Consider the following 18,647-nt stretch of genomic DNA (forward strand, 5'->3'; position numbering starts at 1 on the left):
GGCCATGATTCGCTTGCCCATGACCCGCTCGCTTCTCGCCGCGACGTCCGCGTTCGCTCTGTTGGCCGCCGCGCCGGTTCTGGCCGATCCGCTCAAGGTCGGCATGATAACCACCCTGTCGGGACCGGGGGCGGGGCTTGGCATCGACATCCGCGACGGCTTCGCGCTGGCGACCGAGCATTTGGGCGGCAAGCTGGGCGGGCAGGACACCCAGATCATCGAGGCCGACGACCAGCAAAAGCCCGACGTCGCCGTTGGTCTGGCCAACCGCATGGTGGAGCGCGACCGGGTGACTGTCGTCACCGGCATCGTTTGGTCCAATCTGGCCTTGGCGATGATGCCGACTCTGGCCGCCGGGCAAACCCTGTTCGTCAGCCCCAACGCCGGGCCGTCGCAACTGGCGGGCGCCCAGTGCAATCCTTACTTCTTCAACGTCGCCTACCAGAACGACACGATCCACGAGGCGATGGGCAAGCATGTCCAGGACGCCGGGTTCAAGAAGGTCTATCTGCTGGCCCCGAACTACCCGGCGGGCAAGGATTCGCTGGCGGGCTTCAAGCGCTATTACAAGGGCGCGGTCGCGGGCGAGGTTTACACCCAGGTCGGTCAGCTCGATTACGCCGCCGAATTGGCGCAGGTGAAGGCGGCGGCCCCCGACGCGGTGTTCGCCTTCTACCCCGGCGGCATGGGCATCAACTTCATCAAGCAGTATGAGCAGGCCGGGTTGAAGGCGGCGGCCCCGCTGTTCGGCCCCGGTTTCTCCTTTGACCAGGACATTCTGGCGGCGGTGGGCGACGCGGCGCTGGGGGCGAAGAATTCGGCGCAATGGTCGCCCGATCTGGCGACCCCGGCCAACGCCAAATTCGTCACCGACTTCAAGGCGAAGTTCAACCGCCTGCCGTCGATGTACGCCGCCCAGGGCTATGACGCCGCGTTGCTGATCGACGCGGCGGTCAAGGGCGTCAACGGCGACCTGAAGGACAAGGACAAGCTGCGCGCGGCGATGAAGGCCGCCAAGTTCGACGGCTTGCGTGGCGCCTTCCGCCTGAACAGCAACCAATTCCCGATCCAGAACATCTATCTGCGCGAGGTGGTCAAGGGCGCCGACGGGGCCGTGACCAACAAGCTGGCGGGCACGGTCTTCACCGACCACGCCGACGCCTACGCCAAAGATTGCGCGATGAAGTGAGCCTGTCTTTCCCCTCTCCTGCAAATGCAGGAGAGGGCATCTTCGACGATTCACCTCATCTGAGTGACGCCACCATGATCCGCGCCCGCCTCATAGCCCCGCTGCTGTCCGCCGCGCTGGCGCTCGCCGCCGTTCCGGCGCTCGCCGCTGAACCCCTGCGCATCGGCCTCATCACCACCCTGTCGGGTCCGGGCGCCGTGATTGGCGCCGACATCCGCGACGGCTTCGCGCTGGCGGTCGAGCAGGCGGGCGGCAAGCTGGGCGGTCTCGACACCCAGGTGATCGAGGCCGACGACCAGCAAAAGCCCGACGTCGCCGTCTCGCTCGCCGCGCGGATGACGGAGAAGGAGCGGGTTCCGTTCGTCACCGGCATCATCTGGTCCAATCTGGCGCTGGCGATGATGCCGACGCTGTCGGGGGGAAACGTCTTTCTCATCAGCCCCAACGCCGGAACCTCGGCGCTGGCGGGGGCGCAGTGCAGCCCGTATTTCTTCAACGTTTCCTGGCCGGTGGACAGCATCGGCGAGGCGGCGGGCGCGGCGGCTCAGGCGCAAGGCGTCAAGCGCGTCTACGCGCTGGCCCCGAACTATCCCTCGGGCAAGGACGTCGTCACCGGCTTCAAACGCGCCTTCAAGGGCGAAATGGCGGGGGAGGTCTACACGCCCTTCGGCCAGCTCGACTACGCGGCGGAGATCGCGCAGGTGAAGGCGGCCAAGCCGGACGGCGTGTTCATCTTCTACCCCGGCGGCATGGGCATCAATTTCCTGAAGCAGTACGACCAAGCCGGGTTGCTGGGGCAAATCCCGCTGACCGGCCCCGGTTTCAGCTTCGACCAGGACATTCTGCCCGCGATTGGCGACGCGGCGCTGGGGATCAAAGGGCCGCTGCAATGGTCGCCGGATCTCGACAACGCCGCCAACCGCGCCTTTGTCGCCAGCTTCCGCGCCAAATTCGGGCGGATTCCATCCTATTACGCGGCGCAGAGCTATGATTCGGCGCGTTTGATCGGCGGCGCGGTGGCGGCGGTCGGCGGCGATCTGGCCGACAAGGACAAGCTGCGCACGGCCCTGCGCGCCGCGCCGTTTGAATCGGTCCGTGGCGCCTTCCGCTTCAACAGCAACCACTACCCGATCCAGAATTATTACCAGCGCGAGGTGGTGCGCGAGGAATCGGGGATGCTGACCAACCGGATCATCGGCACAATCTTCACCGACCATGGCGACGTCTACGCCAAAGACTGCCCGATGAAGTGACCCTTTGGGTCTGAGCGAGAAGAGGCGCCGCGCCGATGGATGTCCTGCTGCTGGCCGAACAGGGGCTGAACGGGCTGCAATTGGGGGTGATGCTGTTCCTGATGGCCGCCGGGTTGACGCTCGTCTTCGGCATCATGGACCTCATCAATCTGGCCCATGGCTCCTTTTACATGGTCGGTGCTTATCTGACGGCGGCGCTGGTCCCGGTTTTGGGCGGGTTTCTGCCCGCGCTGGTCGTGGCGGTGCTGCTGACCGCGCTGTTGGGGCTGGTGGTGGAGGCGGTGGCGCTGCGCACGCTCTACCGCCGCGACCATCTCGATCAAGTGCTGGCGACCTTCGGCTTGATCCTGTTCTTCAACGAGTTGATCCGCATCCTGTTCGGCCCGGTGCCGATCTTCCTCAACCCGCCCGCCGCGCTGGCCGGAACCGTCAATCTGTGGGGCCTGACCTACCCGGCCTTCCGGCTGGCAATTCTGGGAACCGGGTTGGCGGTGGCGGTCGGGCTGTGGCTGCTGATCGCGCGAACGCGGGTCGGCATGTTGATCCGCGCCGGGGCGACCAACCGCGAGATGGTGATGGCGCTGGGCGTCGATGTCCGGTTGCTGTTCGGGCTGGTCTTCGCGCTGGGCTGCGGGCTGGCCGGGTTGGCCGGGGCGATGGCCGGGCCGGTGCTGGCGGTTCAGGTCGGCATGGGCGAGCAGATCCTGATTTTGACCTTCGTCGTCATCGTGATCGGCGGCATCGGCTCCATCCGGGGGGCCTTCGCCGGCGCCCTGCTGGTCGGGGTGGTGGACACGCTGGGCCGGGCGTTGCTGCCCGCCAGCTTCCGTTTGGTGATGGACGCGGCGAGCGCCAACGCGGCGGGGGCCGCCGCCGCGTCGATGGCGATTTACATCCTGATGGCGCTGGTGCTGGCGGTGCGGCCCAAGGGGCTGTTTCCCGTCGGGTGATTAGGCTTTTGCGGCGTAGGCGATGGGGTCTGTCAACCCGGCCTCGGCGAAGCCCTTCAGCCGCAACAGGCAACTGTCGCAGGCCCCGCAGGACTCGCCCGCCGGGGTGGGGTCGTAGCAGGAGTGGGTGAGGCTGTAATCGACGCCCAGCTCCAGCCCGCGCCGGACGATGGCGGCCTTGTCGAGCGTCATCAGCGGCGCGTGGATTTTGAACCGGCTTTGCCCCTCCACCCCCGCCTTGGTGGCGAGGTTGGCCAGAGTCTCGAAGGCCGCGATGTATTCCGGGCGGCAATCGGGGTAGCCCGAATAATCCAGCGCGTTGACGCCGATGAACAGGTCCGACGCCCCCAGCGTTTCCGCCCAGGCGAGCGCGAAGGACAAAAACACCGTGTTGCGCGCCGGGACGTAGGTGACGGGAATCCCGCTGTCGAGCGCGGCGGCGCTGTCATGCTTGGGCACGTCGATGGCGGCGGTCAGCGCCGATCCGCCAAAGGCCCGCAGATCAATCGTGGCGATGACGTGCCGCTCCACCCCCATGGACGCCACCACCCGCTTGGCGGCCTCCAACTCCACCGCATGGCGCTGGCCATATTGGAAGCTGAGCGCGTTGACCCGATAGCCCTGATCCTTGGCGATGGCGAGCACCGTGGTGGAATCCAACCCGCCGCTGACCAACACCACCGCATCCTTACCCGTCATCGCGCCTGTCCTTCTCGTCTGGTGGGGCGGTTCCCCTTGCCTGCGCTCACCCACGGAGCAGCGAAGGGTTTTGACACAGATGAACACAGATGGACACCGATGAAGGTGGATGGGGGAGGCTCTGTTGGTAAGGCGCCGCTGATCCAGGTGATGTTTGAGAGCTTGCGGGCGTGCTTCTGTTTTGAATGAGTGGCTGAATCAGTCATCCCAATCTGATCCGTGTTCATCGGTGTCAAACATCCCCAATGCCCCATACGGCCGTACAGGAAAGGGGGAAAACACCGCTAAAAATCACCCGAGTCAGCGGAACGCGCCCAACAAGGCTTTCCGCATCCATGTTCATCGGTGTCCATCTGTGTTCATCTGTGTCAAAAAATATAGTCGCACCCGCCATTTTCTCGCGGCAAGGTGGCTGCCATGATCGTTCTGATGGTGAACACCGATGACCATGAATGCGGAAAGCGCAGTTGGTAGAGATCCGCTGACCCAAGCGGTCATTGGCGCCGCGTTTGAGGTCGCCAACATCATGGGCCGGGGTTTTCTGGAGGTGGTTTACCGCAAAGCGTTGACGCACGAGTTGCGCAGCCGTGGCGTGCCGGTGCGCGAAGAGGTTGAATTCAAGATCGACTACAAAGGCGCCTCTGTCGGGCGCTATGTGGCCGACATGATTGTCGCCGACGGCCTCATCGTCGAAATCAAGGCGGTGGACGCCATCGTCTCGGCTCACGTCGGGCAAACCTTGAACTATCTGCGCGCGAGTGGCCTGAACACCGGGTTGATCCTGAATTTCGGCTCTTCCCGGTTGGGTTTCAAACGGGTGACGCTGTAACGGAAAAGCCGCCGCTCCTCCGCGTTCATCGGTGTTTATCTGTGTTCATCTGTGTCAAAAATCCCCGTCCTCCCCGCCCTTCCGCCGCAAGCGTCCATGCCCCCCCTGATCCGCTCCCCCCTCGCGCCTCGTGTCGCTCTCGCCCTTCTGTTGATCGCCGCGTTGGCCCTGCCCACCGTCGCCGTCTGGGCGGGGGAGCCGTTTTATTTGCGGTTGGGGGCGCGGATTTTGGTGTTCGCGCTGGCGGCGGTCAGCCTGGATCTGATCCTTGGGTTTGGCGGGATGGTCAGTTTCGGGCACGCCGCCTTTGTCGGAATTGGCGGCTATGTCGTCGGCATTCTCTTCGCCCATCAGGCCGACGGATCGACGCTGTTCGGGTGGCCGGGGACGACGAACGGTTACATCGTCTGGCCGCTCGCCATGCTGGCCGGGGGGCTGGCGGCGTTGCCCATCGGGGCGATCTCGCTGCGCACCAGCGGCGTGCCCTTCATCATGATTACGCTCGCCTTCGCGCAGATGCTCTTTTACCTGATGACCGGGTTGAAGGCCTATGGCGGCGACGACGGCGTCGCGTTGTGGAGCCGGACGAGCTTCCCCGGCGGTCCCAACATCGCCGACCACGCCACCTTTTATTACGTGTCGCTTGGCCTGCTGGTCGCGGCTCTGCTGGTCTGTTGGCGGCTGGTGAACTCGCGCTTTGGCCGGGTCATTCGGGGGGCCAAGGACAATGAGCGGCGGATGCGGGCGTTGGGCTACCCCGTCACCCGCTACAAGCTGACGGCCTTCGTCATCGCCGGGGCGCTGGCCGGGCTGGCCGGGGCGCTGCTGGCCAACGCCACCCTGTTCGTCGGCCCGCAATATCTGCATTGGAGCCGGTCGGGCGATCTGATCGTCATGGTGGTTTTGGGCGGCATCGGCACCTTGATCGGCCCGGTTCTGGGGGCCGCCGCCCTGCTGCTGCTGGAGGAGTTCGTGCCTGAGGCGATGAATCTGGTTCACGCCGGGTTGGGCGAGCATTGGAAGATCGTGCTGGGGCCGATCCTGCTGGGGCTGGTTCTGTTCGCCCGCAAGGGGCTGTGGGGCCTCGTCACCGGGGGGAACCGGCCATGACCGGGACGTCAACGTCTGCCGCGCCGATGCTGGAAACCCGCGCCCTGGTCAAACGCTTTGGCGGGCTGGCGGCGACGGATCATCTGTCGCTCAGCGTCGCGGTGGGGGAGTTGCACGCGCTGATCGGTCCGAACGGCGCTGGGAAAACCACGCTGATCGGCCAGTTGTCCGGCGAGTTGACGCCCGATGCGGGCCGCATCCTGTTCGACGGGCGCGACGTCACCGCGTTGCCGGTGGACCAGCGGTCGCGGCGCGGGTTGGCGCGGAGCTTTCAGATCACCTCGGTCTTTCCCAGCTTTTCCGCGCTCGACAATGTGGCGCTGGCGGTGCAGGCGCACGCCGGGCACAGCTTCCGTTTCTGGCGCGACGCGGCGCGCGACCGGCGCTTGAGCGACCCGGCCCGCGCGGTGCTGGAACGGGTGGGGCTGGGCGCGCGTGCCGACGTCCCGGCCTCGGCCCTGGCCCATGGCGAAAAGCGCCAGTTGGAGTTGGCGATGGCGCTGGCGACCGGGCCGAAGCTGCTGCTGCTGGACGAGCCGATGGCGGGCATGGGGCCGGAGGAATCCGCCCGCATGGTCGAACTGCTGGCCGAATTGAAGGGCGGCGTCACCATCCTGCTGGTGGAGCATGACATGGACGCGGTGTTCGCGCTGGCCGACCGCATCACCGTTCTGGTGCGCGGGGCGGCGCTGGCCAGCGGCAGCCCCGCCGCCATCCGCGCCGACGCCGCCGTCCGCGAGGCCTATTTGGGCGAAGAGGGGGAGGCGGTCTGATGGAACCCCTGCTGCGCGTTGATGGCCTGACCGCCGCCTATGGCCAGAGCCAGGTTCTGTTCGGCCTGTCCCTGACGGTCGGGGCGGGGGAGGTCGTCACCCTGATGGGCCGCAACGGCATGGGCAAGACGACGACGATCCGCGCCATCCTGGGTCTGACGCCCCCCACCGGCGGCAGCCTGCGTTTCCAGGGGCGGGAGCTGTCGGGCCAGCCGCCGCACCGCATCGCGCGGGCGGGAATCGCCCTGGTGCCGGAGGGGCGGCAGGTCTTCCCGACGCTGACCGTGCGGGAAAATTTGATCGCCACCGCCGCCAACCGCCACAAGCGCGCCAACCCCTGGACCATCGAGCGGGTGCACGCCCTGTTCCCGCGTCTGGCCGAACGCGCCGGGAATCTGGCCCGCAACCTGTCGGGTGGCGAGCAGCAGATGCTGGCCATCGGCCGGGCGCTGATGACCAACCCGACCCTGCTGATTCTCGATGAGGCGACGGAGGGGCTGGCCCCGCTGGTCCGCGCCGAGATTTGGGCCTGCCTTGCCCAACTGAAGGCGGAGGGCCAAGCGATTTTGGTGGTGGACAAGACCGTCGCCGCGCTGGCCCGTCTGGCCGACCGCCACCACGTCATTGAAAAGGGCCGTCTGGCCTGGAGCGGCGATTCCGCCGCGCTGCTCGCCGATCCCAGCCTGAAGGAGCGTTATCTTGGTGTCTGACACGCTGAGCTATCGCGGCATGGACGCCGCCGAGATCGAACGGCAATACAATTTCCGCGCCATGGTTCCCGAGCATGTCGGCGTCATCGAACGCTGGCGGACGGACAGCGACCGAACCCGGCGGCGTCCGGGCGCGCTGTTGGACATCCCCACCGGCCCGCACCCGCGCCAGCGGATCGACCTGTTTCCGACGGAGCGCGGCGCGGCGGACGGCAAAGCGCCGCTGCTGGTCTTCATCCATGGCGGCTATTGGCGCGGCCTGTCGAAAGAGGTGTTTTCCTTTCTGGCGGACCCCTTCACCGCCCGTGGCGCGTCGGTCGCGCTGGTCGGTTATGGCCTCTGCCCCGAGGTGAGTTTCGACACGCTGATCGACCATGTCCGGGGCGGCGTCGCGTGGCTGGCCGCCAACGGGGCGGCGCATGGGGTGGATTTGGGCCGGATCGTCCTGTCCGGCCATTCGGCGGGCGGCCATCTGACGGCGCTGCTGGCGTCCGAGCCGGACAATGGTCTGGCGGGCGGCCTGTGCCTCAGCGGGATTTACGATCTGGAAGCGATGCTGCCCTTCAGCGTCAACGAGGCGCTGAAGCTGGACCGTGACCAAGCGCGGCGGCTCAGCCCGCTCAATCGCGTTCCCAACGGCGCGGCCCCGCCGCTGACGCTGGCCTTGGGCGGCGACGAAAGCCCCGACATGCACCGGCAGCAAGCCGACTACGCGGCGGCCTGGGCCAAGCGCGGCCACGCCGTTCGCGCGCTGGCTGAGGCGGGAACCAACCATTTCACCGTGGTGGACCGTTTGGCCGATCCGTCCAGCGCCCTGTTCGCCGAGGCGCTGGCGCTTCTCGGACTGGCCCCTCACAACAGCGACAACTGATCCCCTGGCGCGGGCGGTGGTTTGAACTGCCCGCAGTCCAGGCGGAAATGGCGGGCTTCCAGCCCCAGCTTTTTCCGCGCCAGCAGGAAGCGGTTGCGCAGCAATTCGGCGTAGACGCCGCTTCCCTTCATCCGCGTGCCGAAATCGGATTGGTAGAGCGCGCCGTCGCGGGTGTCGCGGACCAGCGCCATCACCCGGTCAGCCCGGTTGGGGACATGGGCGCGCAGCCACTCCTCGAACAGATCTTTGATCTCCAGCGGCAGCCGCAGCAGGATGTAGTTGGCCATGCTCGCCCCGGCCTCCGTCGCCGCCGTCAGGATGGCTTCCAACTCATGGTCGTTCAGCGTCGGAATCATCGGGCTGGCCAGCACGGCGACCGGCACCCCGGCCTCGCTCAGGGCGCGAATCGCGGCGATCCGGCGCGGCGGCGTGCTGGCGCGCGGCTCCATGATGCGGGCGAGGTCGCGGTCCAGTGTGGTGACGGAGACGCCGACGAAGGCCAAGCCGTCCTCCGCCATCGGGGCCAGAATGTCGAGATCGCGGACGACCAACGCCGATTTGGTGATGATGCTGACCGGCTGGCGGAAGTCGCGGCAGACCTCCAGGATGCTGCGGGTGATCCGCTCCGTCCGCTCGATCGGCTGGTAAGGATCGGTGTTGGCCCCCAGCGCCAGCGGCTTGCAGACATAGGATTTGGCGCGGAGTTCCTTGACCAGCAGCTCCGCCGCGTTGCGTTTGGCGAACAGCCGCGTTTCAAAATCCAGCCCCGGCGACAGGCCGAGATAGGCGTGGGTCGGGCGGGCGAAGCAATAAATGCACGCGTGCTCGCAGCCCTGATAGGGGTTGATCGACTGGTCGAACGGCACGTCGGGCGACTGGTTCCGGCTGATGATTGTCCGGGCGGACGCCGGGGCGACGTGGGTGCGCACCGTCTCGGTCAGCGCCTCGTTTTCGCCCCAGCCGTCATCGGCCAGCACGCGGGTTTCGCGTTCATAGCGGGCGGTGGCGTTGCTGATCGCCCCGCGCCCCTTCACCTTCTGCCGCTGAAGCTCGTCCATGGCGGTCAGGATAGACCGGGTGGATAAGAACGTAAAGTGAACATTTGTGCCGACGAGCATCCTTGCGGGAGGCCCAAACGACGAGGAGCGGCGGGCTTGCGCCACGCCGCTCCTGATCGTCACCGATCAAGGCGATGCTTTGTCAGGGCGACGTCTTCGCCGGAGCGTCCGGCGCGGGCGTCGCCGGAGCGGGGACGGCAGCCGGAGCTTCGGGGGCGGGCGTCGGCGCAGGAGCCGGAGTCACCGGAGCGGGGGCGGCAGCCGGAGCTTCGGGAGCAGGCGTCGGCGCGGGAGCGGCAGCCGGAGCTTCGGGTGCGGGCGTCGGCGCAGGAGCCGGAGCCATCGGAGCGGGGACGGTAGCCGGAGCTTCGGGGGCAGGCGTCGGCGCGGGGGCCGGAGCGGCAGCCGGAGCTTCGGGAGCGGGCGTCGGCACTGGGGCCGGAGTCACCGGAGCGGGGACGGCAGCCGGAGCTTCGGGTGCGGGCGTCGGCGCAGGGGCGGGAGTCGCCGGAGCGGGGACGGCAGCCGGAGCTTCGGGGGCGGGCGTCGGCGCGGGGGCGGGAGTCGCCGGAGCGGGGACGGCAGCCGGAGCTTCGGGTGCGGGCGTCGGCGCGGGGGCGGGAGTCGCCGGAGCGGGGACGGCAGCCGGAGCTTCGGGTGCGGGCGTCGGCGCAGGGGCGGGAGTCGCCGGAGCGGGGACGGCAGCCGGAGCTTCGGGTGCAGGCGTCGGCGCAGGGGCGGGAGTCGCCGGAGCGGGGACGGCAGCCGGAGCTTCGGGTGCGGGCGTCGGCGCAGGGGCGGGAGTCGCCGGAGCGGGGACGGCAGCCGGAGTTTCGGGAGCGGTCGTCGGCGCCGGGGCCGGAGCCGCCGGAGCGGGAGCGGCAGCCGGGGCTTCAGGGGCGGTCGTCGGCGCCGGGGCCGGAGCCGCCGGAGCGGGAGCGGCAGCCGGGGCTTCAGGGGCGGGCGTCGGCGCAGGGGCCGGGGCCGCCGGAGCGGGGACGGCAGCCGGAGCCTCGGGGGCGGGGGTCGGCGCAGGGGCCGGAGCCACCGGAGCGGGGACGGCAGCCGGAGCTTCGGGAGCGGGGGTCGGCGCGGGGGCCGGAGCCGCCGGAGCGGGGGCGGCAGCCGGGGCTTCCGGCGCAGGCGCGGGAGCAGCCGCCGCCGGGGCGGGCGTTTTCGCCGCCGCCGCTTCGGCGGTCAGGGCGGCGTCCACGCAGTCGGCCAGGGCGGCCAGGGTCTTGGTCGCGCCGATCAGCGGGAAGCTGGCGGTGATCGCGCCCGCCGTCACCGACAGGGCGCGGCCCGCGCGCAGGCCCTGGGTCAGCGTCGGGTTCTGGGTGATGTCGAGGACGGCGCCCTGTCCGGCGACGACCGGCACGGCTTCCGGAGCGCCGCGCCCCTTGTCCACCCCGACCCGGATGGTGGAGGTCCCGCCGAAATTCAGCGTCCATTTCGGATGGTTGACGGCCAGGAAGAGGGAGCGGTCGCGGTCCTGCGCCAAGGTCAGAAGACCGCCGCCGGGCGGGGTGAGGGAGGCGGCGCAGCGCGCCAGCTTTCCATCGCTGTCGAAGGAGCGGACGCCGGTCCAGCCCTTCGCGTCTTCAATGGGAAAGGATTCAACGCGCTGAGCCAGCGCGGTCCCCGAAACGGTCGCCATCATCATGGCGCCCCAGAAAGCCATCGACTGTCGCATAAGCCATGCCTCCAGAATATCCCCGCAACAGGGATAGCCAAGCCATGGACGCAAGTCAAAGAAACTGCCTGCATCTTTTCGGCTTTCGCGCGGCGTTTCACCCTGTTGTTGCACGCGCGAAAGAAGGTCGCGCGCGCAGGCTTCGCCTTTACTGCGCGCGCGTCCCCGTCTTGATCCGCTCACCGCAAGGCGGCGAACAAATCATCGTCGAAGCTGATTGCCTGCGTGATTTTCTGGCCACTGAGGGCGGCGACATGCTGTTTCAGGTAATCGGCCAGTTCCGACACGCTGATCATGCCGTTTTTGTCGCGGTCGGCCCCGTCGTGGAAGGCGTCGAGCAACGCCTTGCTGAAAGCGCCATGCCCCCATTCCGGGCGCTCGCGCGAGGGCTGGTCGGCGCTGGAGGAGGTGAGGACGCTGACCCGCGAGGTTGCGCCCCTCAGAAATTCGGCGTTGGGCGTGGAACTGGTGGCGGCGCCGGAATGGCAGGTGTCGAGCAGCAACAGAACCCGGCCCTGGTCGCCCAGCTTTCGCACCTCCTCCTTCAACTCGGTCAGCGACAGGCCGGTGCTTTTCACGCCGATGCGGTCGCGGGCGTCCACCCCGTGCGGCAACAGGTAATACTCCCCATCCACCATGGCGCCATGGCCGGAAAAGAGCAGAACGGCGACGTCCTGGCCGCCGCCGGAGGCCATCGCGCCGCGCAGCGTCTCAAACCCCCGCAGCATGTCGGATTTGCTGGCGTATTCGTCCGACAAAACCTGTTGGCTGCCCTTGGCGAACGGGCTGCCCGCGTCGCCGGTCAGGGCGCTGGCGACGTCGCGGGCGTCGGCGGCGGCGTAGTTCAGGCGCAGATGGCTGGCCTTGGGGCCGTAATCGTTGATGCCGACGGTCAGCGTGTGCAGCCGGGCGCCGGGGGCGACGCCGGTTTGCCGTTCCACCTCCCGCCGGGCGGCGGCGATGTCGGCCAGCCCCAGGGCGCGGGCGGTGTCCATTTCCCGCAGCACCAGCGGCAGGGCGTCGGGCCGGTGCAAATTGGCGATGGCGGACACCGGCAGGCTCTTCGCCGCGTTCCAGCCATGGTTGACGTGCCAGCGCAGGACGCTGCGGGCGCCGGGGGTGGAGGCGTAAAACCCCTCCGGCGTCCAGGCCACCCAATCCTTTTGGTTCACCGCCTTTGGATTGGCCAGCGGCATGAAGGCCAGCAACTCCCGCCCATCCTCCATCCGGTGCCAGCGGATGGTGCCGTCGCCATAGGCGGCGACCACCAGCCGCCCGTCGCCGCTGATGTTCACCGCCCACACGACGTCGGGGACCGGGCGGCGCCACAGCGGCGCGCCGTCCGCCGCGAAGGCGCGGAGCCACCAGTCGGTCCCCAGCACGAAGCGTTGCGCCCCCGGCTGCACGGCCAGACTGTGGGAGTTCTCGAAAGGCTTCAACGGCAGCGCTGTTCCGGCAAGCTTGGGGCTGACGGTGTTGATCCAGTCGGTGATCGGCAGGGCGTCTTGATTCGGCGCGCTGGCGCCGCCATCGGCGGCGGGGGCAAGGGACAGAGTCAGGCTGGACAGATCGAAACGGGCCGGTTCCTTGCCCCACGCTTGATAGCTGAAATCGACCCGCAGACCGTCCGCCGACAGGGCCAGGGTGCGGCGTTGACCAGAGAAATCAGCCTGCGGCGGCCCCTGCGTCCAGACCGCCGCGCCCTCGGCGCTCAGGCGCGCCAGATAGGGATCCTGCGCCGCCGCCAGCAGCCCGCCATCGGCCAGCGGCGCCAGACTACTCAGCGTGTCTTGCCCCGCCGCGATCATCCGGCGCTTGCCCTGCCCGTCGTCCGCCCAGGCCACCACCGGGACTCCGGCGCCGTTTTGATAGCCCCCCCCCGCCAGCAGGGTTCGGCCATCCGCCGACCATGCGACTATGAAAAGATTGCCCTTGTCGATGCCGCTGCGATCCGGTTCGGCCAGTGGGGCGAGGCTGCGGCCATCCAGCAGGGCCACGCGGGTCGAATCGGTAAAGCCAACCGCCAGCCGTCGCCCGTCGGGGGAAAAGGCGACGCCGAAGGGGCGCTGCCCGCTCCCGCTGTCCCACACCGCCTGACGGCGCAGGGCCGCGTCGTACAGCCGAACCTTGCCGTCATAGCCGCTGGTCGCCAGCCGCCCATCCTGGCTGAAGGCGGCGCCATAGCTGTCGCCGCCATAATCAGCGTCGCGCGCCGTTTCGGCCCAGTTCCGCTCCCGGTCATACAGCCGCACCCCGTTCGCCCCGCCCAGCGTCGCCGCCAGACGACGACCATCGGGGGAGAAGGCGAGATGAGTGACCACGTTCGACAACCCGCCGATCCGCCCGACCGTGGCGCCGCTGGCCCGGTCGAACAGATGGATTCCCTCCGGCTTGCTTTCATCCGCCGTCCAGCCCCCCGCCGCGATCAGCGCGCAGTCCGGGCTGATCGCCACCGCGAAGATTTTGCCGACGTTGCCCGGCCCGGCGGGAACCCGGATGGTCTTCTGCAACGCGCCGTCGGCCAGCGACCAGACCCGCAGCGTCTTGTCCTCCGATCCGGTCACGGCGAAGCGTCCGGCGGCGTCGACCGACGCGCGGCGGATCGGCGCGGTGTGCCTGCCGGGATCGACGACCAGCACCGAGCGGTCGTACAGGCCGGTCGTGTCGTCCGGCGATGGGGGGGCCGACGACGCGCTGTCCGCCGCCGGGGCCGGGGCGGGCGTCAGGGCCAGCAGGGTCAGCAGCAGCAGGGCGGCGGCCCGCAGCGCCGTCGGGGCGGAACGGGCGCGCATCAGCGATTCTCCGGGGTGATGGCGGCGAAGCTTGGCCATTTGGTTCCCTCCAACTGGCTTTTGATGGTGGCGCGGCGTTGGGCCTCGCGCTCCCATGTGTGATTCAGAACCTCGACCAACAGATCGGTCAGCGGCTCCAGCACGGCGCCGAGAATCTCCCAGCCGCCGCCCCTCTCGCCCGCCCCGTCCAGACGCAAGGCGTTCGCCCGTTCGCACAGCGCCGCCCGCCCGGCCTCAACGCGCTTCAGTCGAGCGGTCAGGTCGCTCAGAGTGTCGGGCCTTTTGTCCAGCTCCAGCGCCGTCGCCAGACCGTCGATGGTCCCGTTGATCTCCGCCCGGGCCTCGTCATAGGTCTGGTTGGCGCTGGCCTGTTCCGCCGCCGCGCCGCGCGTCTTGATGAGGCGGACGCAGCCGGTCGCCTGCTCCCTCTCCTGCGACAGCCGGGCCACCGCGTCCGGCCAAGTCGCGCCGCTCGCCGCCGACGCGGCCCCCACCAGAACGCCCGCCGCCGCCAGCGCTGCGAGAAAAACAGAAGACACAGAGTCGAACCGCATGATGATCCGCCATCCAAGATCGCCGAATGGGGGAATGGTAATGGAATTCTTCGCCGCATCAAAGCGCGCCCGGCCGCGCCGAATCCCCTGGGGTGAGAAACGCTCACCCGGCGGTGAGTTTTACGATGTTGCCGCGTGGATCGGTCCCCGGCTTTGCTGGACCAACGGCGGACGCTCCGCCGCGCCGCCCACATGAGAGGGGATGAGACGCCATGCCGACGCTTCTTGACGCCGACCAGACCGCCCGCGTTCACGCCAGCTTTGACGCGCAGGCCTTCATGCGCACCCTCGACGCCCGGATGACCGGGTTGGCGGCGGGGCAGTGCGAGTTGTCCATGCCGATCCACGCCGCCTTTGCCCAGCAGCATGGGTTTTTGCACGGCGCGGTCGTCACCGCGCTGTCGGATTCCGCCGCCGGTCACGCCGCCCTGTCGCTGATGCCGCCGGGATCCTCGGTTCTGGCCATCGAATACAAACAGAATTTCTTCGCCCCGGCGGTTGGCGATACGCTGATCGCGCGGGCCGAGGTGGTCCGGTCGGGCAAAAGCGTCAGCGTCGTCACCGCCAAGGCCTTTTCCATCGCCAAGGGGGTGGAAAAGCCGGTCGGGCTGTTGGTGGCGACGATGATGACCATGCCCGACGCCGCTTGATATTCGCGCGGCGGGCCGTTCCCCGCCGCGCCGTGACGCCGGAGCCGTATGATGGCCTACAAGCTGCCGCCCCTGTCCACCCTGCGCGTTTTCGAGGCGGCGGCCCGGCTGCTCAGCTTCAAAGAGGCGGCGGACGAGCTGCTGTTGACCCCCAGCGCGGTCAGCCGCAGCGTTCAGGCGCTGGAGGATTGGTTGGGAACCCCGCTGTTCGTCCGGGGCCTGCGCGCCGTGGCGCTGACCGAGGCCGGGGTCGCCTACGCCCCGCAGGTGCGCGCGGCGCTCGACGGGCTGGCGCGGGCGACGGCGGCGGTGCCGGGGCGGCGCGCGCATGGCGCCTTGTCGATCAGCGCCGCCCCGACCTTTGGCCTGCGCTGGCTGATGCCCCGGCTGCGGCGCTTCAAGGCGCGGCATCCGGGGATCGCCATCACGCTCGACACCAGCCGCCGCCCGGTCGATTTCCCCCGCGACGGCGTCGATCTGGCCATCCGCATGGGAACCGGCCCCTGGCCGGGGCTGGAGGCGCTGCATCTGGCGACGGAATCCCTGATTCCGGTCTGCGCCCCGGCGCTGGCGGCCTCCATCGCCCGCCCGGAGGATTTGGCCGGGCAACCGCTGCTGCACGTCACCCAGGTCAGCCAGGAATGGGCGCATTGGGCCGCCGCGCGCGGAGTCGCCGGGCTGGACGTGTCGAGCGGCCTGCGGTTCGACACCATCCAATACGCCGCAAACGCCGCGATTGAAGGGCTGGGCGTCGCGATGGGCCGTCATCCGGTGGTGGACAGCGATCTGGAGTCCGGCGCGCTGGTCGCCGTGCTGGGACCGGCGGTCCCCTCCTCAACCGCTTACTGGCTGGTGTGCGCCCCGGAATCGCTGGAGCGCGCCGACGTCCGGGCCTTCCGCGACTGGATCCGCCGCGAACTTGCCGACGATGGGCGGGACCTTCACCCGTCTTGACGGCGGCGGGGGAGCGACTCTAGCTTGCACTTTGGAGTTGTTCCAAACAATAAGCGCGGGTTTCACCATGATCGCGACGAGATGGGCGGGCGTCGCCGCGTCGGCCTTTGCGTTGTTGGCGCTGTGCGGCTTCCTCTTCGCCAGCCGGATCATGGTGGCGAAGGCGGCGCTTGGCGTCGGCGCGCATCCCTTTCAGCTTGGCGTCGTCGGCAACGCCGGGGCCGGGCTGTGCCTGTTGCCCTGGCTGCTGGCCTCCGGGCAGGCGATCCCGCTCGGTCGGCGGTCGCTGATCCTGTATGGCGTGCTGGGGGTGGTCAGCGTCGCCATTCCGACGGTGCTGTCCCATTTCGTGGTCCAAAAGGTCGGCCCGGCCTACGCCGCCACCGTTTACGCGCTGTCGCCCTTGCTGACGATGAGCTTCGCGGCGGGGCTGGGGGTGGAGCGGATGTTTCTCCGCCGCTTCGCCGGAATCCTGCTCGGCTTTGTCGGGATGGTCACGCTGGTGCAGCAGGAATTGGCCCATCTTGATTTGGGCCAACCCCTGTGGGTGATAATTGGCTTGGCGGTTCCCGCCTGCGCGGCGCTGGGAAACATCATCCGCTCGGCCTATTGGCCCGCTGGGTCCTCGGCCTTGGCCTTTTCCTGCGGAACCCTGTTCACGTCAAGTCTGGCCGTCGCCGCTCTTGCCCCGGTCTTTGACGCTCCGGGGGAGTGGCGCTTCGCCGATCCGCCGCTTCTGGCGTGGCTGCTGGTTTTGATCGTCGTGTCAGCGCTGTCCTATGTGCTGAATTTCCGCCTGCAACAGATCGGCGGGCCGGTGGTGTTCAGCCAGATCGGTTATTGGGGAACCGGATTCGGCGTGTTGCTGGCCGCCGTCCTGTTCGGCGACGTGCTGACGCCGCTGTCGTTGCTGGGGCTGGGTTTGATCGTGTGGGGCGGTCTTCTGGCCCGCCGCCCGGATCGGTGATTTCGGCTCAACCGGGGTTGAACGCTTGTCGTTTGTCGGCGTGATCCCGCCTTGTCACAGTCGTCTCAGAAGAAATTTTGAGGTGACGCATGACAAAACACGCGCAGGCGCAGGATTGGCGTGATCTTGCCGCCATGCTGACCTTGGAGGGACGGGCCTTCATCGACGGCTCCTTTTGTGGAGCGGCGGGCGGCGTGACCTTTCCTTGTGTCAACCCGGCGACGGATCGGGTGATCGCTGAGGTCGCCGCTTGCGGCGCGACGGATGTGGACCGGGCGGTGGCGGCGGCCCGGCGGGCTTTCGCCGATGGCCGTTGGCGCGGGTTGCCCCGGCGGACGCGGAAACGGGTTCTGCTCGACCTGTCGCGGTTGATGATGGCGAACCGCCGGGAATTGGCGCTGCTCGAATCGCTCGACATGGGCAAGCCGGCGCGCGACGCCCACGCCGTGGACATCCCCTTCGCCGCGGACTGCGTCGCGTGGTACGCCGAGACCATCGACAAGCGCTATGACGAAATCGCCCCGTTGGATGATCCCGTCACGGCCTTGATCCGGCGGGAGCCGCTGGGCGTCGTCGGCGCCGTCACGCCGTGGAACTTCCCGCTGCTGATGGCCTGTTGGAAGATCGCCCCGGCGCTGGCGGTCGGCAATTCGGTGGTGGTGAAACCGTCGGAGCGCGCTTCGCTCAGCGTTCTGCGCTTCGCCGGGCTGGCCCATGAGGCGGGGTTGCCGCCGGGCGTGCTGAACGTGGTTCCCGGCCTGGGCGAAATCGCCGGGCGGGCGTTGGGCGAGCATGGCGACGTCGATTGTCTGGCCTTCACCGGATCGACCGAGGTCGGCAAGCGCTTTCTGGCCTATTCCGCCGCGTCCAATCTGAAGCCGGTCTGGCCTGAATGCGGCGGCAAATCGGCGCAATTGGTCTTCGCCGACAGCGATCTTGATCTGGCGGCGCAGGGCGTGGTGGACGGGATTTTCTTCAACCAGGGGCAGGTCTGCAACGCCGGATCCCGCCTGCTGGTCCAGGAGGAGATCCACGAGGCGCTGTTGTCCCGGATCGTCGCCCACGCCGAACGGCTGCAACCGGGCGACCCGCTGGATCCCGACACCCGTTGCGGCGCGGTGGTGGACGCCGCCCACGCCGCCGCCATCCTGCGCGCGGTCGATGGGGCGCTCGCCGAGGGCGCCGATCTTTTGGCGGGCGGGGTTGGCGTGCGGATCAACGGCGCGGGCAGCTTCGTCGCCCCGACCATCCTCGACCGGGTGACGCCGGAGATGGCCGTCTGGCGTGAGGAGATCTTCGGCCCGGTTCTGGCGGTCGCCAGCTTCCGCAGCGAGGCCGAGGCCTTGCGACTGGCGAACGACAGCCCTTACGCGCTGGCGGCGGGGCTGTGGACGCAGGATATGGCGCGAATCAACCGGCTGACCGGCGCGCTGCGGGCGGGGACCGTCTGGGTCAACAGCTATGACCGGCACGCGATGGCCACGCCCTTTGGCGGTTTCGGTCAATCCGGCTATGGCCGCGACCGTTCCCTGCACGCGCTCGACAAGTACAGCGGCCTGAAAACCATCTGGACCCACGCGGCCTGAGCCAACGGA

General features: G+C 68.5%; 17 protein-coding genes. 12 read left to right on the forward strand and 5 right to left on the reverse strand.

The genetic code is table 11. From position 1 onward, the window contains the following. Positions 1–19 precede the first annotated feature (19 nt). From D3877_RS16610 to D3877_RS16620, 3 genes are all read left to right on the forward strand, one after another. On the forward strand, positions 20–1,189 hold the full coding sequence (locus tag D3877_RS16610) for an ABC transporter substrate-binding protein (RefSeq protein WP_119832502.1): 1,170 nt from the start codon (positions 20–22) through the stop codon (positions 1,187–1,189). 74 nt (positions 1,190–1,263) lie between these two features. Further along, on the forward strand, positions 1,264–2,442 hold the full coding sequence (locus tag D3877_RS16615; RefSeq protein WP_119831831.1) for an ABC transporter substrate-binding protein: 1,179 nt from the start codon (positions 1,264–1,266) through the stop codon (positions 2,440–2,442). A gap of 35 nt (positions 2,443–2,477) precedes the next feature. Next, positions 2,478–3,392, forward strand: coding sequence for a branched-chain amino acid ABC transporter permease (locus D3877_RS16620; RefSeq protein ID WP_119831832.1), 915 nt, complete (start codon positions 2,478–2,480; stop codon positions 3,390–3,392). Here the strand turns inward: D3877_RS16620 and queC are convergent, their stop codons facing one another. After that, positions 3,393–4,091, reverse strand: coding sequence for a 7-cyano-7-deazaguanine synthase QueC (gene queC / locus D3877_RS16625; RefSeq protein WP_119831833.1), 699 nt, complete (start codon positions 4,089–4,091; stop codon positions 3,393–3,395). Positions 4,092–4,533: 442 nt separating this feature from the next. Between queC and D3877_RS16630 the strand changes: the two genes are divergently transcribed. From D3877_RS16630 to D3877_RS16650, 5 genes are all read left to right on the forward strand, one after another. Further along, complete coding sequence (locus tag D3877_RS16630) at positions 4,534–4,920, forward strand: GxxExxY protein (protein WP_238474928.1); 387 nt, start codon at positions 4,534–4,536, stop codon at positions 4,918–4,920. Between the two features lie 96 nt (positions 4,921–5,016). Next, positions 5,017–6,030, forward strand: a complete 1,014-nt coding sequence (locus tag D3877_RS16635; protein WP_119831834.1) for a branched-chain amino acid ABC transporter permease — start codon at positions 5,017–5,019, stop codon at positions 6,028–6,030. Beyond that, positions 6,027–6,803 carry an ABC transporter ATP-binding protein gene (locus D3877_RS16640; RefSeq protein ID WP_119831835.1) on the forward strand — a complete coding sequence of 259 codons (777 nt, stop codon included), beginning with the start codon at positions 6,027–6,029 and terminating at the stop codon, positions 6,801–6,803. The genes D3877_RS16635 and D3877_RS16640 overlap by 4 nt, the downstream gene beginning before the upstream one ends. Positions 6,804–6,811: 8 nt before the next feature. Further along, positions 6,812–7,513: an ABC transporter ATP-binding protein gene (locus D3877_RS16645; protein WP_199720862.1), complete on the forward strand. Its 702-nt coding sequence runs from the start codon at positions 6,812–6,814 to the stop codon at positions 7,511–7,513. Continuing rightward, a complete protein-coding gene (locus tag D3877_RS16650) occupies positions 7,506–8,384 on the forward strand; it encodes an alpha/beta hydrolase (protein WP_147395210.1) in 879 nt (292 codons plus the stop codon). Before D3877_RS16645 ends, D3877_RS16650 begins: the two co-directional genes overlap by 8 nt. Here D3877_RS16650 and D3877_RS16655 read toward each other — a convergent pair. From D3877_RS16655 to D3877_RS16670, 4 genes are all read right to left on the reverse strand, one after another. Beyond that, positions 8,366–9,442, reverse strand: coding sequence for a PA0069 family radical SAM protein (locus D3877_RS16655; protein ID WP_119831838.1), 1,077 nt, complete (start codon positions 9,440–9,442; stop codon positions 8,366–8,368). The genes D3877_RS16650 and D3877_RS16655 overlap by 19 nt on opposite strands. A gap of 142 nt (positions 9,443–9,584) precedes the next feature. Next, positions 9,585–11,135, reverse strand: a complete 1,551-nt coding sequence (locus tag D3877_RS30275; RefSeq protein WP_199720828.1) for a hypothetical protein — start codon at positions 11,133–11,135, stop codon at positions 9,585–9,587. Between the two features lie 179 nt (positions 11,136–11,314). Next, entirely contained in the window at positions 11,315–13,966 is a 2,652-nt protein-coding gene (locus D3877_RS16665; protein WP_158599931.1) for a caspase family protein, read from the reverse strand. Then, entirely contained in the window at positions 13,927–14,481 is a 555-nt protein-coding gene (locus tag D3877_RS16670) for a hypothetical protein (RefSeq protein WP_119831841.1), read from the reverse strand. Before D3877_RS16670 ends, D3877_RS16665 begins: the two co-directional genes overlap by 40 nt. A gap of 212 nt (positions 14,482–14,693) precedes the next feature. Between D3877_RS16670 and D3877_RS16675 the strand changes: the two genes are divergently transcribed. From D3877_RS16675 to D3877_RS16690, 4 genes are all read left to right on the forward strand, one after another. Then, entirely contained in the window at positions 14,694–15,131 is a 438-nt protein-coding gene (locus D3877_RS16675; RefSeq protein ID WP_119831842.1) for a PaaI family thioesterase, read from the forward strand. A gap of 48 nt (positions 15,132–15,179) precedes the next feature. After that, the gene (gcvA, locus tag D3877_RS16680) at positions 15,180–16,085 is read left to right on the forward strand and encodes a transcriptional regulator GcvA (RefSeq protein ID WP_238474929.1); all 906 of its coding nucleotides are present in this window, start codon (positions 15,180–15,182) and stop codon (positions 16,083–16,085) included. 67 nt (positions 16,086–16,152) lie between these two features. Further along, positions 16,153–17,052, forward strand: a complete 900-nt coding sequence (locus D3877_RS16685; protein ID WP_119831843.1) for a DMT family transporter — start codon at positions 16,153–16,155, stop codon at positions 17,050–17,052. An 89-nt stretch (positions 17,053–17,141) separates the two neighbouring features. Then, positions 17,142–18,638 carry an aldehyde dehydrogenase family protein gene (locus D3877_RS16690; protein ID WP_119831844.1) on the forward strand — a complete coding sequence of 499 codons (1,497 nt, stop codon included), beginning with the start codon at positions 17,142–17,144 and terminating at the stop codon, positions 18,636–18,638. Positions 18,639–18,647: the final 9 nt, after the last annotated feature.

The organism is Azospirillum cavernae (assembly GCF_003590795.1).
Taxonomy (GTDB): Bacteria; Pseudomonadota; Alphaproteobacteria; order Azospirillales; family Azospirillaceae; genus Azospirillum; species Azospirillum cavernae.

Excerpts from the sequence above, each read along its gene's own strand:
- D3877_RS16610 (WP_119832502.1), top strand. The coding sequence starts at position 20 with ATGACCCGCTCGCTTCTCGCCGCGACGTCCGCGTTCGCTCTGTTGGCC.
- D3877_RS16615 (WP_119831831.1), top strand. The coding sequence starts at position 1,264 with ATGATCCGCGCCCGCCTCATAGCCCCGCTGCTGTCCGCCGCGCTGGCG.
- D3877_RS16620 (WP_119831832.1), top strand. The coding sequence starts at position 2,478 with ATGGATGTCCTGCTGCTGGCCGAACAGGGGCTGAACGGGCTGCAATTG.
- queC (WP_119831833.1), bottom strand. The coding sequence starts at position 4,091 with ATGACGGGTAAGGATGCGGTGGTGTTGGTCAGCGGCGGGTTGGATTCC.
- D3877_RS16630 (WP_238474928.1), top strand. The coding sequence starts at position 4,534 with ATGACCATGAATGCGGAAAGCGCAGTTGGTAGAGATCCGCTGACCCAA.
- D3877_RS16635 (WP_119831834.1), top strand. The coding sequence starts at position 5,017 with ATGCCCCCCCTGATCCGCTCCCCCCTCGCGCCTCGTGTCGCTCTCGCC.
- D3877_RS16640 (WP_119831835.1), top strand. The coding sequence starts at position 6,027 with ATGACCGGGACGTCAACGTCTGCCGCGCCGATGCTGGAAACCCGCGCC.
- D3877_RS16655 (WP_119831838.1), bottom strand. The coding sequence starts at position 9,442 with ATGGACGAGCTTCAGCGGCAGAAGGTGAAGGGGCGCGGGGCGATCAGC.
- D3877_RS30275 (WP_199720828.1), bottom strand. The coding sequence starts at position 11,135 with ATGCGACAGTCGATGGCTTTCTGGGGCGCCATGATGATGGCGACCGTT.
- D3877_RS16665 (WP_158599931.1), bottom strand. The coding sequence starts at position 13,966 with ATGGCCAAGCTTCGCCGCCATCACCCCGGAGAATCGCTGATGCGCGCC.
- D3877_RS16670 (WP_119831841.1), bottom strand. The coding sequence starts at position 14,481 with ATGCGGTTCGACTCTGTGTCTTCTGTTTTTCTCGCAGCGCTGGCGGCG.
- D3877_RS16675 (WP_119831842.1), top strand. The coding sequence starts at position 14,694 with ATGCCGACGCTTCTTGACGCCGACCAGACCGCCCGCGTTCACGCCAGC.
- gcvA (WP_238474929.1), top strand. The coding sequence starts at position 15,180 with ATGATGGCCTACAAGCTGCCGCCCCTGTCCACCCTGCGCGTTTTCGAG.
- D3877_RS16685 (WP_119831843.1), top strand. The coding sequence starts at position 16,153 with ATGATCGCGACGAGATGGGCGGGCGTCGCCGCGTCGGCCTTTGCGTTG.
- D3877_RS16690 (WP_119831844.1), top strand. The coding sequence starts at position 17,142 with ATGACAAAACACGCGCAGGCGCAGGATTGGCGTGATCTTGCCGCCATG.